The organism is Nonomuraea sp. 3N208 (assembly GCF_052245935.1).
Lineage (GTDB): Bacteria > Actinomycetota > Actinomycetes > Streptosporangiales > Streptosporangiaceae > Nonomuraea.
In genome coordinates this window covers 330032-345010 of sequence record NZ_JBQQBR010000007.1, presented here as the reverse complement: position 1 = coordinate 345010, position 14979 = coordinate 330032, and the positions used below count along the sequence as shown (strand labels likewise).

The 14979-nt window shown below is 70.1% G+C and carries 14 protein-coding genes; 10 read left to right on the top strand and 4 right to left on the bottom strand.

All coding sequences use genetic code 11. From position 1 onward, the window contains the following. Positions 1 to 45: 45 nt before the first annotated feature. From ACTWPT_RS13380 to ACTWPT_RS13365, 4 genes are all read left to right on the top strand, one after another. Complete coding sequence (locus ACTWPT_RS13380; protein WP_443177685.1) at positions 46 to 2163, top strand: acetate--CoA ligase family protein; 2118 nt, start codon at positions 46 to 48, stop codon at positions 2161 to 2163. Positions 2164 to 2325: 162 nt separating this feature from the next. Beyond that, positions 2326 to 3732: an Nramp family divalent metal transporter gene (locus ACTWPT_RS13375; protein WP_443177647.1), complete on the top strand. Its 1407-nt coding sequence runs from the start codon at positions 2326 to 2328 to the stop codon at positions 3730 to 3732. Next, on the top strand, positions 3732 to 4220 hold the full coding sequence (locus ACTWPT_RS13370; RefSeq protein WP_443177646.1) for a hypothetical protein: 489 nt from the start codon (positions 3732 to 3734) through the stop codon (positions 4218 to 4220). Before ACTWPT_RS13375 ends, ACTWPT_RS13370 begins: the two co-directional genes overlap by 1 nt. Continuing rightward, positions 4217 to 5182, top strand: a complete 966-nt coding sequence (locus ACTWPT_RS13365) for a TerC family protein (RefSeq protein ID WP_443177645.1) — start codon at positions 4217 to 4219, stop codon at positions 5180 to 5182. Before ACTWPT_RS13370 ends, ACTWPT_RS13365 begins: the two co-directional genes overlap by 4 nt. A gap of 42 nt (positions 5183 to 5224) precedes the next feature. Here ACTWPT_RS13365 and ACTWPT_RS13360 read toward each other — a convergent pair whose 3' ends face one another. From ACTWPT_RS13360 to ACTWPT_RS13350, 3 genes are all read right to left on the bottom strand, one after another. After that, entirely contained in the window at positions 5225 to 5401 is a 177-nt protein-coding gene (locus ACTWPT_RS13360; RefSeq protein ID WP_443177644.1) for a hypothetical protein, read from the bottom strand. 90 nt (positions 5402 to 5491) lie between these two features. Beyond that, positions 5492 to 6235: a GntR family transcriptional regulator gene (locus ACTWPT_RS13355; protein ID WP_443177643.1), complete on the bottom strand. Its 744-nt coding sequence runs from the start codon at positions 6233 to 6235 to the stop codon at positions 5492 to 5494. Positions 6236 to 6327: 92 nt separating this feature from the next. Beyond that, on the bottom strand, positions 6328 to 7581 hold the full coding sequence (locus ACTWPT_RS13350) for an MFS transporter (protein WP_443177642.1): 1254 nt from the start codon (positions 7579 to 7581) through the stop codon (positions 6328 to 6330). A gap of 88 nt (positions 7582 to 7669) precedes the next feature. Between ACTWPT_RS13350 and sucC the strand changes: the two genes are divergently transcribed. Genes sucC through ACTWPT_RS13320 form a run of 6 tightly spaced genes read left to right on the top strand, consistent with a single transcriptional unit; the run spans position 7670 to position 14593 of the window. Next, on the top strand, positions 7670 to 8800 hold the full coding sequence (gene sucC / locus ACTWPT_RS13345; RefSeq protein WP_443177641.1) for an ADP-forming succinate--CoA ligase subunit beta: 1131 nt from the start codon (positions 7670 to 7672) through the stop codon (positions 8798 to 8800). A gap of 1 nt (position 8801) precedes the next feature. Further along, on the top strand, positions 8802 to 9680 hold the full coding sequence (sucD, locus tag ACTWPT_RS13340; protein ID WP_443177640.1) for a succinate--CoA ligase subunit alpha: 879 nt from the start codon (positions 8802 to 8804) through the stop codon (positions 9678 to 9680). After that, positions 9680 to 10444 carry a hydroxypyruvate isomerase family protein gene (locus ACTWPT_RS13335; protein WP_443177639.1) on the top strand — a complete coding sequence of 255 codons (765 nt, stop codon included), beginning with the start codon at positions 9680 to 9682 and terminating at the stop codon, positions 10442 to 10444. Before sucD ends, ACTWPT_RS13335 begins: the two co-directional genes overlap by 1 nt. Next, positions 10441 to 11301 carry an NAD(P)-dependent oxidoreductase gene (locus ACTWPT_RS13330; RefSeq protein WP_443177638.1) on the top strand — a complete coding sequence of 287 codons (861 nt, stop codon included), beginning with the start codon at positions 10441 to 10443 and terminating at the stop codon, positions 11299 to 11301. The genes ACTWPT_RS13335 and ACTWPT_RS13330 overlap by 4 nt, the downstream gene beginning before the upstream one ends. Beyond that, positions 11298 to 13019, top strand: coding sequence for a glyoxylate carboligase (gene gcl, locus ACTWPT_RS13325; protein ID WP_443177637.1), 1722 nt, complete (start codon positions 11298 to 11300; stop codon positions 13017 to 13019). Before ACTWPT_RS13330 ends, gcl begins: the two co-directional genes overlap by 4 nt. A 38-nt stretch (positions 13020 to 13057) precedes the next feature. Continuing rightward, complete coding sequence (locus ACTWPT_RS13320; protein WP_443177636.1) at positions 13058 to 14593, top strand: aldehyde dehydrogenase family protein; 1536 nt, start codon at positions 13058 to 13060, stop codon at positions 14591 to 14593. Positions 14594 to 14615: 22 nt separating this feature from the next. Here ACTWPT_RS13320 and ACTWPT_RS13315 read toward each other — a convergent pair whose 3' ends face one another. Further along, positions 14616 to 14960 carry a DUF6703 family protein gene (locus ACTWPT_RS13315; protein ID WP_443177635.1) on the bottom strand — a complete coding sequence of 115 codons (345 nt, stop codon included), beginning with the start codon at positions 14958 to 14960 and terminating at the stop codon, positions 14616 to 14618. Positions 14961 to 14979: the final 19 nt, after the last annotated feature.

The following is a 14979-nucleotide window of genomic DNA, read 5'->3' as shown; positions in this document are numbered from 1 at the left end:
AGCGGCAGCTTGCGTAACCAGGGCGGGCCCGTAGGGAGCGCGACCATAGGCGCAGCCAGGGAAGTACTGGACAAGTCGCTCGCCGAGGGCCGGACGGCCCTGACCGCCCCTGAGGGACGGCTGATCTGCGAGGCCTACGGCATCGCCACCCCCGGTGAAGGGCTGGCCACGTCGGCGGCCGGGGCGGTGGAGATCGCGGAGCAGATCGGGTTCCCGGTCGTCCTGAAGATCGTCTCGCCCGACATCCTGCACAAGACGGACGCCGGCGGTGTGATGGTCGGACTGAAGACCGCCCAGGAAGTGCGCGAGGGCTACGACACGATCCTGGCCAACGCCCGCACCTACAACCCCGACGCCAAAATCGACGGCATCCAGGTGCAGCAGCTGGTCGGCGGCGGCCATGAGGTCATCGTCGGCGCCGTCACCGACCCGACCTTCGGCAAGGTCGTCGCGTTCGGCCTGGGCGGTGTCCTGGTTGAAGTACTTAAGGACGTGACCTTCAGACTTGCCCCGCTTTCGGGTAATGATGCCCTTGGGATGCTCGACGACATCAGAGCGGCAGAGGTGCTGCGTGGTGCCCGTGGTGCCGAGCCCGCGAACCGGGAGGCGCTCGCGGGGCTCATCGAGCGCGTCGGCAGGCTGGTGAGCGACTTCCCCGAGATCGTCGAGGTGGACCTCAACCCGGTCTTCGCCGACGCGAACGGCGCGGTCGCCGCCGACGTGCGCATCCTCATCGGCGAGAAGCCGGCCGAGGTCGCCCGGCTGTCGCGCGAGGAGATCCTCCGGCAGATGACGCGGATCTTCAAGCCGCGCTCGGTCGCCGTGATCGGCGCGTCCGCCGAATCCGGCAAGATCGGCAACTCGGTCATGCGGAACCTCATCAACGGCGGCTACAAGGGGCAGATCTTCCCGATCAACCCCAAGGCCGACGAGATCATGGGGCTGCCCGCGTACAAGAGCGTCTCCGACGTGCCGGGGGACGTGGACGTGGCCGTGTTCGCGATCCCCGCGAAGTTCGTCGCGGCGGCACTGGAGGAGGTGGGGGAGAAGGGCGTGGCCGGCGCCATCATGATCCCGTCCGGGTTCGCCGAGACCGGGAACATCGAGGGCCAGAAGGAGATCGTGGAGATCGCCAAACGGCACGGCGTGCGCATGCTCGGCCCGAACATCTACGGCTACTACTACACGCCGGAGAACCTCTGCGCGACGTTCTGCACCCCGTACGACGTCCGGGGCAGCGTGGCGCTGACCTCGCAGAGCGGCGGCATCGGCATGGCCATCCTGGGCTTCAGCCGCACCACCAAGATGGGCGTCTCGGCCATCGTCGGCGTCGGCAACAAGGCCGACGTGGACGAGGACGACCTGCTGACCTTCTTCGAGCAGGACGACAACACCAAGGCCGTCGCCATGCACCTGGAGGACCTCAAGGACGGCCGTGGCTTCGTCGAGGCGGCCCGCCGGGTGGTCAAGGAGAAGCCGGTCATCGTGCTCAAGGCCGGACGCACCGCGATGGGTGCGCGGGCGGCCGGATCCCACACGGGCGCACTGGCCGGCGACGACAAGGTGTACGACGACATCCTGCGCCAAGCCGGCGTGGTGCGGGCGCCCGGGCTCAACGACATGCTGGAGTACGCCCGAGCGCTGCCGATCCTGCCGGCGCCCAAGGGCGAGAACGTCGTCATCATCACCGGGGCGGGCGGCTCGGGAGTGCTGCTGTCCGACGCCATCGTGGACGCCGGGCTGACGCTCATGGACATCCCGCCCGACCTGGACACCGCCTTCCGCGCCTACATCCCGCCGTTCGGCGCGGCCGGCAACCCCATCGACATCACCGGCGGCGAACCGCCCTCGACGTACGAGAACACGGTCCGCCTTGGCCTGGCCGACGAGCGCATCCACGCGCTGGTCCTGGGCTACTGGCACACGATCGTGACGCCGCCGATGGTGTTCGCCGAGCTGATCGCCCGGGTGGTGAAGGAGGAGCGGGAGAAGGGCAACGTCAAGCCGGTCGTGGCGTCACTGGCCGGCGACACCGAGGTTGAGGAGGCCAGCGAGTACCTGTTCGAGCATGGCGTGGTCGCGTACCCGTACACGACGGAGAAGCCCGTGGCGGTCCTCGGTGCCAAGTACCGCTGGGCCAGGGCTGCCGGACTGCTGCGCTAGAGCCAAGCGCAGCTGATCAGGCAATAGGGGGCTATTCGGGGCGCACGAGGAAGTAACAACCCCCCAGGAGGTCCGTAGGTGGACACATCGAACACACCGCCGGCGACTGCCACGCCGCCGGTTGAGGATCAACGAGTATGGAAAGCGGGCCGGCTTGAGCCGATGCCCATCAGAAAGCTCCCGGACGCACCACCCTCGGTGCACATTCTCGGGCCGACGGTCTTCCTCGTCGCGCTGGGCGTGGGCATGGGCGAGTCGTACATGTGGCCCAGACTGGTGCTGCTGTTCGGGCCCGAGATCAGGTGGCTGTTCCTCATCGGCGTGACCCTGCAGGCCGTGGTCATGCTGGAGATGGCGCGCTACGCCATGGCCACGGGGGAGAGCATCTTCTCCGGCGCGGCCCGGGTGTTCAAGCCGCTGATGTGGTTCTTCTTCGTCGTCGCGATCGCCGTCTACATCTGGCCAGGACACCTGTCGGCGGGCGCGGCGGCATTCGAGGAGATAACCGGGATCCCCTGGGTGGTGACCGCGGTCATCGGACTCATCCTGGTCGGCGTGGTCTTCAGCCTGGCCAAGGTGATCTACAACGTGCTGGAGAACGTGTTGTCGCTGCTCATCGGCGCACTCGTGCTCGGCACCGCGGTGGTGGCGGCCATGGTCGGCTCCTGGGGCGACGTGGCCACCACCATCACCGGGATGTTCGCCATCGGCTACCTGCCGGCGGAGGCCATGTCGGCGGCCTGGTTCCCGGTGATCGTGGGGGCGTGCGCGTTCGCCGGTCCTTCGGGCATGCAGCAGATGTGGTACACGCTGCACCTGCGTGACTCCGGGGCCGGCATGGGCGCGCATATGCCCAAGGTGCGCGGGCTGCGGCACGCGGGCGAGCAAGAGGCGATGCCCGCGCGCGGGTTCATGTTCGACACCGAGGACCCGGCCGAGATGGCCAAGTGGAAGGGCTGGCGGCGCTGGGTCACGTTCGACGCGTTGCTGCTGTTCTGGGGCATCACCATGCTGGTCACGATCTCCTTCACGGTGATCGCCCAGTCGGCGGTGCGGATCGACCCGGGCGTGCGCGACGTCATCCGGGGCGACGACCGGGAGGTGGCGCTCACCGCCATGGCCAACGCCGTCTCCTCGGCCGGCAGCTCCGTGCTCGGCGTGGTCTTCCTTGGGTTCATCGCGCTGATCGGCCTGAACGCGACGCTGGGGCTCTTCGACTCCTTCTCGCGGGGCCAGGCCGATATGACCTACAACTTCGTGCCAGGGGCGAAGAAGCTGCGTATGTCGCACTTGTACGCGGGCTTCCTCTGGGGCGTGATCATATTCGGCATCCTGATCCTGCTCTTCGGGCCGGCTGACGGGCCCAGCGGGATCCTGGACACGCTGGCGTTCCTGTCGACGTTCGCGATGGGCGCGTACTGCGTGACGCTGCTCCTGGTGAACAACCGCATGTTGCCCAAACCGATCAGGCCGAAGTGGTGGACCAACGTGATCATCGGGTTCGGTGCGGTGTTCTACCTCGGGATGCTGTTCTACAGCCTGTTCGCCTTCGGCGTGGTCGTGGGCTGATGGACGGACGGCACAGCCTCGAGCTCGCCCTGCCAGGGGCGTCCATCGGAGCCGTCGCCGGTGCCATGGCCGGTGGGCTGACCCTGTTCGCAGGGGTGCCCACCGGTGTGGCCACGCTGTCCGCGCTGGCGCTCGCCGTGCCGCTCGCCGTCTTCGGCGGGCTGTACGGCGTGCTGCTCGGCCACGGCGTGTTCCGGCCCGGCACCTTCGGGCCCGCCGGCCTCTACTGGATGGCGGCCTTCCCCCTGTCCCGGCTTCTCCAGGAGAGCGTGGCCGGGGTCGGCATGGCCGATGGTGTGTTCGGCTTCCTCGCCTACCAGGCGATGGTGGCACTCGGATTCGCCATCGGCTTCGTCTGGATGCACGAACGGCTCATGCCGTACTGGCTGCTGCGCCGCGCGGGCGCCAACCCGCGCGCTGAGGCGCTGCTCGGCCTCTATGTGCAGTACGCCCAGGCCTTGCGCGCGAGGAAGGGAGCAAAGCGTTGAACCTGCCCGTCTGGGTCTGGCTGGCCACGATCGGCGGATTCGGTCTCATCCTGGCGCTCGACTTCTGGCTGGTGGCCCGCAACCCACGCGAGCCGTCCTTCAAGGAATGCGTGGGCTGGGTGTCGTTCTACGTCGGTCTGGCCGTCGCGTTCGGCATCGGCCTGCTGGTGGTCTCGGGACCGGCGCACGGCGGGGAGTTCTTCGCCGGCTGGATCACCGAGTATTCGCTCAGCGTGGACAACCTGTTCGTCTTCCTGCTGATCATGAGCCGGTTCCGTGTGCCCCGGCAGTATCGCCAGAAGGTGCTGCTCATCGGCATCGTCCTGGCGCTGGTCATGCGGGGCGCGTTCATCGCGGCCGGGGCCGAGGCGGTCACCAGGTTCGACTGGCTGTTCTACGTGTTCGGTGCCTTCCTCGTCTACACCGCGTGGAAGCTGATCGGCCACGAGGAGGAAGAGGCGGAGTTCTCCGAGAACATCGCCCTGCGCACGGTGCGGCGGGTGCTCCCGACCACGGACACCTACCACGGCGCGAAGCTGACCGTGCACCTCGGCCGCAGGATGGTGACCCCGATGCTGATCGTGATGGTCGCCATCGGGACCACGGACCTGCTGTTCGCGCTCGACTCCATCCCGGCCATCTTCGGCCTCACCAAGGAGCCCTACCTGGTGTTCACCGCCAACGCCTTCGCCCTTATGGGGCTGCGGCAACTCTTCTTCCTCATCGGCGGCCTGCTGGACCGGCTCGTCTACCTGAGCAAGGGGTTGTCGGTGGTGCTGGCCTTCATCGGGGTGAAGCTCATCCTGGAAGCGCTGCACCACGACGGCGTGTCGTGGGCGCCAGAGATCCCGATCCTGGTGTCTCTCGGGGTCATCGTCGGGACTCTCGCCGTCACCACGGTGCTGAGCCTGATCAAGTCCGCCCGCGATGCCAAGAAGGAGCCGGTTTCCGTAGATCGCTGACGATGCCGCGGTGGGGGGTGCTATGGCGGCCCCTGCCGCGGCTCAGCGCCTCGGGGTCTTGCGTACGTCGTGTTCGGCGGCCCACTGCCGCAGGTAACGCTCTGCGTCGTCGGCCGAGTAGTGCTTTCTGAGCGCTGCGCTCAGGCCGATGCCGATCGCCCGGCCATCTGCTGCCTGGCCCGGGGGATCACCAAGGAGAAAGCGGATGAACGCCTTCATGGTCATGCACCTCCCATCCGTGCTGCTCCAGCCTCTACCCGAGGTGTTTCGGAGCATGTCGTTTACTGTGAACACCAGATCAACCCGCCGTCATCCCGCCTGCTGGGCGCGCGGACGGCGGCGGCGCACCGGCTTCGGGGCGGGCTGGACGGGTTCGTTCACCCGCTGCTCCATGTAGGAGACGCGGGTGTGCTCGGTATGCTCGCGCATGATCTTCGCGGCGCGGCGCTCGTCGCCCGCCTCGATGGCGTCGATCAGCGCCGTGTGCTCTTCCCACGAGGCCATGCCGCGCTGGCGGGCCACCGGGGTGTGGTACCACCGCACCCGCCTGGCCACCTGGCTGGCCAGCTCGGCGAGCACCCTGTTGCCGGACAGCGCGGTCACCAGGGCGTGCAGCTCCGAGTTGGTGGCCACGGCCGAGTCGACGTCGTCGGACTGCACCGCCGCGATGCCGCGCGCGCACAGGGCACGCAGCCGCTTGACGCCGTCCTCGCCGGCGTGTTTCGCGGCGAGCCTGGCGGACTCGGTCTCCAGCAGCCCGCGCACCGCGAGCAGCTGGTCGGCTTCCTCTACCGTGGGTACGTGCACGAACGCGCCCTGGCCGGGGTGCAGGTCGACCCAGCCCTCACCGCTGAGCTGCTGCAGCGCCTCGCGAACCGGCTGCCTGGACACGCCGAGGAGATCGGCCAGCTCGCTCTCGACCAGGTGCTGGCCGGGCTTGAGCTGGCCGGAAACGATGAGCTCCTGAATGGCCTCGATGACGCTCTCCCGGAGCGTGGCTGGACGCTGAATCTTGGTGGCCGCCGTCTGACCGGCCTGATCCGACAGCAACATGGTCACGTCTCCAGGGGCTGCGTGGTTTAACGGTTTTTCGTCGACTGCCTACAGCATACCGTTCGCTGGGTGAACCCGGCTGGTGAACCTCGTCACAAGGGGATCGTGGCGGGCAGGCCCGGAATGCGCAGGCGCGGAGTGGCAAGGGCCGGCAGCGCGGCCAGCGCGGCGGCGGTCAGGAGCGCGGCCACGGGCGTGGTGAGCGCGAGAACTGCGAGGGCGACGGCCCCCAGCCCGGCGAGGGCTTTGGCGCTGTAGACGACGGCGTGGATCTCGCCGGCCCGCTCGACGCCGAAGAACTCGCGCACCAGGCTCGCGAGGAGCGGGTAGAACGCCCCGCCGCCCACCCCGGCCGCGATGACGCCCAGCCACAGCAGCACCCCACCGCCTGCCCAGCCCGCGGCCAGCAGGACCTGGCCGAGGGCGAGGGCGCCCAGGACGGCGGCGAGCACCCGCCGGCGGCCGAAGAGCTCCGAGTACCGCATCGCCAGCGACCGGCTCGTGCCGTTCAGCGCCACCAACAGCGCCACCGCGGCCCACGACCCGGTGCTCGCCACCACGATCACGTCGAACACCGATACCGCGCCCGCGAACGTCAGGATGAGGGCGAGCGCCGGCAACGTCCGCGTGCGCAACGCTTGAGGCAGCAGGAACTGCTTGGCGGCCTCGGGGGTGACGCGCAGCCGCGCCGCGTCCAGCGCGTGCGAGCGCGGGTCCACGTCGTCGGGCCACCACAGCGCCGGGGCGAGCCGCAGGTGCCGGGCCGCCGCCCCGATGACGGCCACCGCGACGACCGCGGCGACCAAGAAGGCGGCGGACGTCGCGCCCGGCGCGATCCCCGCCCAGATCAGCAGCGGCACGGCCCCGTACCCGAAGGCGCCGGTGATCAGCCCGACCCGGGCGGCGGGCCGCTCCGGGTACCAGGAGGAGACGACCTCGCCGCACACCCCGTAGACCAGGCCCGCGCCGAGCCCGCCGAGCAGCGCATAACCGGCGACGGTCACGCCACCTGTGAGCAGCGACGACATGTCTCCGCCCGAGCGTGCGGCGGCGGCCAGGCCGATGCCGCTCAGCACGGCGCCCGTGGCCAGGGCGGTACGCACGTCGAGGCGTCCCCGCCGGACCAGGTGGAGCGCGGGCAGCGCGCCCGCCGCCTGGCAGGCGATCCAGATCGCCAGGAGGGTCAGGCCGGCGGCCTGCTGGGTGAGAAGCGCGGCGTAGCCGTACTGGAGCGGGCTGATGGCCGCCATGGCGCCCCAGGCGAGCCAGAACATGCGGGTGCGGTCGGCCGGGACGGGTCCGGGGAGGTACGCGCGCCCCCGCCAGTCCTTGATTGCATTCTCCATACTGTATGGAATATCCAGAAGACCGAGCCCTGTCGAGACCTAGACGGAGAATACTCCATACGGTATACCGTAGACAAAGGAGGCTCGAATGGACCTGTACGAGTACCAGGCGAAGGAGCTCTTCGGGCGTCATGGGATCCCTATCCCGGCAGGCAAAGTAGCGGCCACCCCGGCCGAGGCCCGCGAGATCGCGGCCGAGCTGAACGCGCCCGTTGTCATCAAGGCCCAGGTGAAGACCGGTGGACGGGGCAAGGCGGGCGGGATCAGACCGGCGGCGGGGCCGGTCTCGGCCGAGCAGGAGGCGGCCCGCGTGCTCGGGATGGACATCAAAGGCCACGTAGCCCGCCGCGTGCTGGTCGAGGCGGCGACCGTGCCGTTCGAGGAGTATTACGCGGCATTCCTGGTGGACCGCGCCGAAGGTGGCTTCCTGGCGATGGTGTCGGGCCAGGGCGGCATGGAGATCGAGGAACTGGCGGCCACCGACCCCGACGCCATCGTGAAACTGGCGATCGATCCGGTGACGGGGGTGGACGCGGACACCGCGCGGCTGCTGGCGGCCAAGGCGGGCCTCCCCGAGCAGGCCGCCGACGTGCTGGAGAAGCTGTGGCACGTGCTGGTCGCTGAGGACGCGCTGCTGGTCGAGGTCAACCCGCTGATCTGCACGACCGACCAGCGCATCGTTGCCCTTGACGGCAAGGTGACCTTCGACGACAACGCGGACTTCCGGCACGCCTGGGAGTACGCCGAACCTACGGACAGCTTGGAAGACCGGGCCAGGGCCAAAGGGTTGAACTACGTCAAGCTCGACGGCCGGGTCGGCGTCATCGGCAACGGCGCGGGCCTGGTCATGAGCACCCTGGACGTGGTGGCAGGGGCGGGGGCGGCGCCCGCGAACTTCCTGGACATCGGCGGCGGCGCGTCCGCCAAGGTCATGGCCGACGGGCTGGAGATCATCCTGGCCGACCCGGACGTGCGCTCGGTGCTGGTCAACGTCTTCGGCGGCATCACCGCCTGCGACGCCGTCGCCAACGGCATCGTGACCGCACTCGAGCTCCTGGGCGAGCGCGGCCACGCCCGGCCCATCGTCGTACGGCTGGACGGCAACAACGCCGAGGTGGGGCGGCGCATTCTCAGCGAGGCCCGGCACCCGGCCGTCCGCCAGGTCTCCACCATGGACGGTGCCGCCGAGACGGCGGCCAGACTCGCGGCAGGTGCGTGAGATGGCGATCTTTCTGACCAAGGACAGCCGGGTGCTCGTGCAGGGCATGACGGGCGCGGAGGGCACCAGGCACACTGCCCGCATGCTGGCCGGCGGCACCGACGTCGCAGCCGGGGTCACCCCGGGCAAGGGCGGGCGGTCGGTGGACTTCGGCGAGCGCACGGTGCCGGTGTTCGGCTCCGTGGCCGAGGCGGTGGCAGAGACCGGCGCGGACGTGTCGGTGGTCTTCGTGCCGCCGCGGTTCACCCGCGGCGCCGTGGAGGAGGCGGTGGCGGCGGGTGTGCCGCTGTGCGTGGTGATCACGGAGGGCGTCCCGGTCCACGACGCGGTACGGTTCCGCGCGCTGGCGAACGGACGTACCAGGATCATCGGCCCCAACTGCCCTGGCCTGATCAGCCCCGGGCAGTCCTCGGCCGGGATCATCCCCGCCGACATCACCTCGGCCGGCCGCATCGGCCTGGTCTCCAAGTCCGGCACGCTCACTTACCAGCTCATGTACGAGCTCCGCGACCTCGGCTTCTCCACCGCCGTCGGCATCGGCGGCGACCCCGTCGTCGGGACCACCCACATCGACTGCCTGCGGGCGTTCCAGGACGACCCGGGCACCGACGCGATCGTGATGATCGGCGAGATCGGCGGCGACGCCGAGGAACGGGCCGCGGCGTACATCGCCGAGCACGTCACCAAGCCGGTCGTGGCGTACGTCGCCGGATTCACCGCGCCGGAGGGCAAGACCATGGGGCACGCGGGCGCGATCGTGTCCGGCTCGTCCGGCACCGCGCAGGCCAAGAAGGAGGCCCTGGAGGCGGTCGGAGTGCGGGTCGGGCGCACCCCGTCGGAGACGGCCCGGCTCATGCGGTCGGCACTGGCGGGTGCGTGATGAGGTTTGACGTCAACCTGTCCATCCTGTTCACCGACCTGCCGCTGCTGGAGCGGCCGGCCGCGGCGGCCAAGAACGGGTTCGACGCCGTCGAGCTGTGGTGGCCGTTCGACGGGCCGGACCCGACCGGCGCCGAGCTGGCGGCGCTGCGGCAGGCCATCGAGGACGCCGGAGTGCGGCTCGTCGGGCTGAACTTCGACGCCGGCGACATGGCCGCGGGGGAACGCGGGCTGCTCGCTAGGCCGGACGGCTCGGCCCGGTTCCAGGCCAACATCGACGCCGCCGTGCGGCTGGCCGGCGAGCTGGGCTGCGGGGTGCTCAACGCCCTGTACGGCAACGGCCCGGACGTCGACAGGGACCTGGCCACGGCGAACCTGCGCAGGGCGGCCGACGCGGCCGCCGGCATCGGCGCGACCGTGGTGGTGGAGGCCCTCAACTCCCACGAGAACTCGAAATATCCGATCACGTCGTCGCAGGCGGCGTTCGAGCTGATCGACGAGGTGGACCGGGAGAACGTGGCCTTCCTGGCCGACCTCTACCACCTGCACCGGATGGGCGAGGACGTGCTCACGCTCATCGACCGGCACAGCGCACGGTTCGGCCACGTGCAGATCGCCGACGACCCCGGCCGGGGCCGGCCGGGGAGCGGGCGGATGCCGTACTCGGAGATCTTCGCGCGGCTGGAGGCCGCGGGCTATCGGGGTCACATCGGCCTGGAGTACCGGCACGAAGGGCCGGGCGCGTTCGACTGGAGGCAGGGATGAACATCGGGTTCGTCGGCTTGGGGATCATGGGCAGCCCGATGGCGGCCAACCTCCTCAAGGCCGGACATGCCGTGACCGGGTATGACGTGAGCGCCGAGCGCGTCGACCAGCTCGCCGGCCTGGGCGGCAAGGGCGCGTCGAGCGTGGTCGAGGCGGTCGGGGGCGCGGACGTCGTGATCACCATGCTGCCCGACTCGCCGCAGGTCGAGGAGGTTGCGCCGCTGGTCATCGAGTACGGGCGCCCCAACCTCCTCTACATCGACATGAGCACGATCAAACCGGAGACCTCCCGCTGGGTGGCGCGGCAGGCGGCGGCCGCCGGCGTACGGGCCGTGGACGCCCCGGTCAGCGGCGGCGAGCGCGGCGCGGTCGACGGCACGCTCTCGATCATGATCGGCGGCGCGGCCGAGGACGTCGAGGCGGCCCGGCCGATCCTGTCGACGCTCGGCACGACCGTGGTCCATGTCGGCCCGGCCGGCGCCGGGCAGACCGTGAAGGCCGCCAACCAGCTCGTCGTCGGCGGCATCTACGGGCTGGTGTCGGAGGCGATCGTGCTGCTCGAGGCGTCCGGCGTGGACCCGGCCGGCGGGCTCGACGTGCTCGCGGGCGGCCTGGCCGGCTCCAGGATCCTGGAGCTCAAGCGGCACACCATGGTCAAGCGCGAGTTCGCCCCCGGCTTCCGCATCGACCTGCACCACAAGGACATGGGCATCGCGCTCGCCGCCGCCCGCGAGGCCGGAGTCAGCCTGCCGCTCACCGGGCAGGTCGCCCAGCTCGTGGCCGCGGCCAGGGCGCAGGGCCACGGCTCGCTCGACCACTCCGCCCTGCTCAAGGTCGTGGAAAGGCTGAACGGATGAATCGGATTCCCTGTATGGAGGCCGTGGTGGCGGTGCTGGAGTCGGAGGGGGTGGACACCGTCTTTGGCATCCCCGGGGCGGCCATCCTGCCGCTCTACGCCGCGCTCCAGCACAGCTCGATCCGTCACATCACGGTACGCCACGAGGAAGGCGGCACCCACGCGGCCGACGGCTGGGCCAGGGTGACGGGGAACGTCGGCGTCTGCATCGGCACGTCCGGCCCCGCCGGCACCAACATGATCACCGGCCTCTACACCGCCCTGGCCGACTCGATCCCGATGATCTGCGTCACCGGCCAGGCCATGACCTCCAAGCTGCACCAGGAGGCGTTCCAGGCGGTCGACATCGTGGAGATCGCCCGGCCGGTGACCAAATGGGCGGTCCAGCTCAAGGAGCCCGCCCAGGCACCGTGGGTGTTCAGGGAGGCGTTCAGGATCGCGCGCTCCGGGCGGCCCGGGCCCGTGCTCATCGACCTGCCGATCGACGTGCAGCGCGGCAGCTGCCTGTACGACCGGGACCTGGACGCGCCGCTGCCCGTCGAAGTGCCCAGGCCGCTGCCCAGGGCGGTGAGCGCGGCGGTGGACATGCTGTCGGTGGCCAGGCGGCCGATCATCCTGGCCGGCGGCGGGGTGATCATCGCCGACGCGACCGAGGAGCTGCGCGCGCTGGCCGAGCACCTGCAGCTGCCGGTGCAGGTGACGCTCATGGGCAAGGGCGCCTTTCCCGAGGACCACCCGCTGTTCGCCGGCATGGCCGGCATCCAGACCCAGACGCGGTGGGGCAACGCCGCGTTCCTGGAGAGCGACCTGGTCCTGGCCGTGGGGGCGCGCTTCGGGGACCGGCACACCGGTGACCTCGACGTCTACCGCAGGGGCCGCAAGTTCATCCACGTGGACATCGAGCCCACGCAGATCGGCCGGGTCTTCGAGCCCGACCTGGGGATCGTCGGGCACGCCCGGCCGGTGCTGGAGGAGCTGCTGGACGAGGCACGCCGTCGTACCGCCAGGAGAGAGCCGGGCACGTGGGTGCGCAAGGTCGCCGACCTGCGCCGCACGATGGGGCGGCGCGACGACTTCGACGACGTGCCGATCAAGCCGCCGCGGGTGTTCAAGGAGATCAACGAGTTCTTCGACCGGGACACCACGTTCGTCACCGCGATCGGGCTCTACCAGATCTGGTCCGGCCAGTTCCAGACGACCTACCTGCCGCGCCGCTACCTGGTGTGCGGTCAGGCCGGGCCGCTGGGCTGGGAGGTGCCGGCGGCCATGGGCGTCAAGTGCGCTCATCCCGAGCGGCAGGTCGTGGCCGTGGTGGGCGACTACTCCTTCCAGTTCCTGATGGAGGAGATCGCGGTTGCGGCTCAGTACCGCATCCCGTTCGTCATCGTCATGATCAACAACGAGTACCTGGGGCTGATCAGACAGGCCGAGATCCCGTACGGCATGAACTACGCCGTGGATCTGCACTACGGCGAGGGCGGCATCGACCACGTCAAGGCCATGGAGGCGTTCGGCTGTCCGGCCCGGCGGGTGGAGGTCCCTGGGGACCTGCGGGACGCGCTGGCCTGGGCGTCGGACGAAGCGGCGCGGGAGCGGCTGCCGGTGCTGGTCGAGGTGATGGTCGAGCGCGAGGCCAACGCCGCCATGGGGCCCTCGCTGGAAGCGATCAAGGAGTTCGAGCCGCTGCCCGAGCTCATCACCGCCGACTGGTCCGACTGATTCCGACCCGATACCGACCCGATTCCGACCGAGGAGGGATGTACATGCGGCTCAAGCCGGGTACGGGCTGGCGGGACGCGTACGACCGTTGTTGTGCGGTGGCGCCCGAGGCCTTCCACGACGACCGGGTGCTCAATCACTGGGGCGGCGTCTGGCACCGGGACGGGCGCCCCGTGCCCGGTTTCTCACCGCTGGACGGCACCGCCATCGCCGGACCGCCCAGGCTCGACCGGGCCGGTGCCGGGCGGGCCGTGGCCGGCGCCGTCGAGGAGCACCAGCGCTGGCGGCACCTGCCGCTCGCCGAGCGCAAGGCCATGGTCTCGGCCGCCGTCGACTCCATGGCCGCCCACCGCGAGCTGCTGGCCCTGCTGCTGGTCTGGGAGATCGGCAAGCCGTGGAAGACGGCCTGCGCCGACGTGGACCGCTGCCTGGACGGGGTCCGGTGGTATGTGACGGAGATCGACCGCATGGTCGCAGGACGCCTGCCGCTGCCCGGGCCGGTCAGCAACATCGCCAGCTGGAACTATCCGATGAGCGTGCTCATGCACGCCATGCTCGTGCAGGCGCTGGCCGGCAACGCGGTCATCGCCAAGACCCCCACGGACGGTGGCCTGAGCTGCCTCACGCTCGCCTCCGCGCTCGCCGTACGGGAAGGGCTGCCGTTCACGCTGGTCAGCGGGGGCGGCTCGGAGCTGTCGCCGGTGCTCGTCGGAGGTCGTTCGCTGGGGTGCGTGTCGTTCGTGGGCGGCAGGGGCGCCGGGGCCAAGGTGGCCGGCTCGGTGGCCGACCTGGGGCGCCGGCACGTGCTGGAGCAGGAGGGGCTCAACTGCTGGGGAGTGTGGCAGTACGGTGACTGGGACCTGCTCACGCGGCAGATCCGGGCGTCGTTCGACTACGCCAAGCAGCGCTGCACGGCCTACCCGCGGTTCGTGGTGCAGCGCTCGCTGTTCCACGAGTTCCTGCGGGCTTACGTGGCGGCGGTCGGATCGTTGCGCTTCGGGCACCCGCTCGCCGTCGAAGACCCCGATGACGCCCTGCCTCAGCTGGATTTCGGCCCGTTGATCAACGCCTCGAAGGCCAAGGAACTGTCCGACCAGGTGGACGAGGCGATCGCCCGGGGCGGCGTCCCGATCCATCGGGCGTCACTCGACACCGGACATTTCCTTCCGGGGCAGGATATTTCCGCCTACTTTGCCCCGACGGCCCTCCTCAACCCGCCGCCCTCGTCCCCTCTCCACCATGCCGAGCCCTTCGGCCCGGTCGACACGATCGTCCTGGTGGACACGGAGGCGGAGCTGCTGGCCGCCATGAACGCCAGCAACGGCGCCCTCGTCGCCACCCTGTCCTGCGACGAGGAGGAGACCTTCCACCGGCTGGCGCCCGAGGTGCGGGCCTTCAAGGTCGGCCACAACCGGCCGCGCTCACGGGGCGACCGCGAGGAGCTCTTCGGCGGCCTCGGCGCGTCCTGGCGCGGCGCCTTCGTCGGCGGCGACCTCCTGGTCCGGGCCGTGACCGCGGGCCCGGACACCGAACGCCTCCCGGGCAACTTCCCCCACTACACCCTGTTGCCCTAGATCGTTGACCTGGATCGTTGACCTAGATCAGCCCGAAGCGGGTCGCCGCGAGCAGCACCAGGAAGGTCATCATGGCGACCCGCAACACCTTCGCGCCGACCCCCAGGGACGGCCACGACAGGTACGCCAGCCACGCCACGAACGCCAGCACGACCAGCGCCGCCGCCCCGCCCAGCGGATTGGTCACGGCGAACCCGGCCAGCAACAGCACCACCAGCACCACAGGGGCCACCCACCGGGGCACCTGCGTGAACAGGTAGGTCATCGGCACCGCGCTCCGCTGCTCCACGGCTTTGCGCAGCCCGGTCGCGCCCGGCGTGAAGAACCGCTCACCCTGGGGGAGCGGGCGCTTGTTTTTCGCAGCCACGCCCCGAGCCTACGGGACC

What these genes read in the sequence shown, in the direction of transcription:
- ACTWPT_RS13350 (WP_443177642.1), bottom strand. Translation starts at nt 7,581, where the DNA reads ATGGAGAATGCAATCAAGGACTGGCGGGGGCGCGCGTACCTCCCCGGA.
- sucC (WP_443177641.1), top strand. Translation starts at nt 7,670, where the DNA reads ATGGACCTGTACGAGTACCAGGCGAAGGAGCTCTTCGGGCGTCATGGG.
- ACTWPT_RS13335 (WP_443177639.1), top strand. Translation starts at nt 9,680, where the DNA reads ATGAGGTTTGACGTCAACCTGTCCATCCTGTTCACCGACCTGCCGCTG.
- ACTWPT_RS13330 (WP_443177638.1), top strand. Translation starts at nt 10,441, where the DNA reads ATGAACATCGGGTTCGTCGGCTTGGGGATCATGGGCAGCCCGATGGCG.
- ACTWPT_RS13355 (WP_443177643.1), bottom strand. Translation starts at nt 6,235, where the DNA reads ATGTTGCTGTCGGATCAGGCCGGTCAGACGGCGGCCACCAAGATTCAG.
- ACTWPT_RS13360 (WP_443177644.1), bottom strand. Translation starts at nt 5,401, where the DNA reads ATGAAGGCGTTCATCCGCTTTCTCCTTGGTGATCCCCCGGGCCAGGCA.
- gcl (WP_443177637.1), top strand. Translation starts at nt 11,298, where the DNA reads ATGAATCGGATTCCCTGTATGGAGGCCGTGGTGGCGGTGCTGGAGTCG.
- ACTWPT_RS13320 (WP_443177636.1), top strand. Translation starts at nt 13,058, where the DNA reads ATGTACATGCGGCTCAAGCCGGGTACGGGCTGGCGGGACGCGTACGAC.
- ACTWPT_RS13375 (WP_443177647.1), top strand. Translation starts at nt 2,326, where the DNA reads ATGCCCATCAGAAAGCTCCCGGACGCACCACCCTCGGTGCACATTCTC.
- ACTWPT_RS13370 (WP_443177646.1), top strand. Translation starts at nt 3,732, where the DNA reads ATGGACGGACGGCACAGCCTCGAGCTCGCCCTGCCAGGGGCGTCCATC.
- sucD (WP_443177640.1), top strand. Translation starts at nt 8,802, where the DNA reads ATGGCGATCTTTCTGACCAAGGACAGCCGGGTGCTCGTGCAGGGCATG.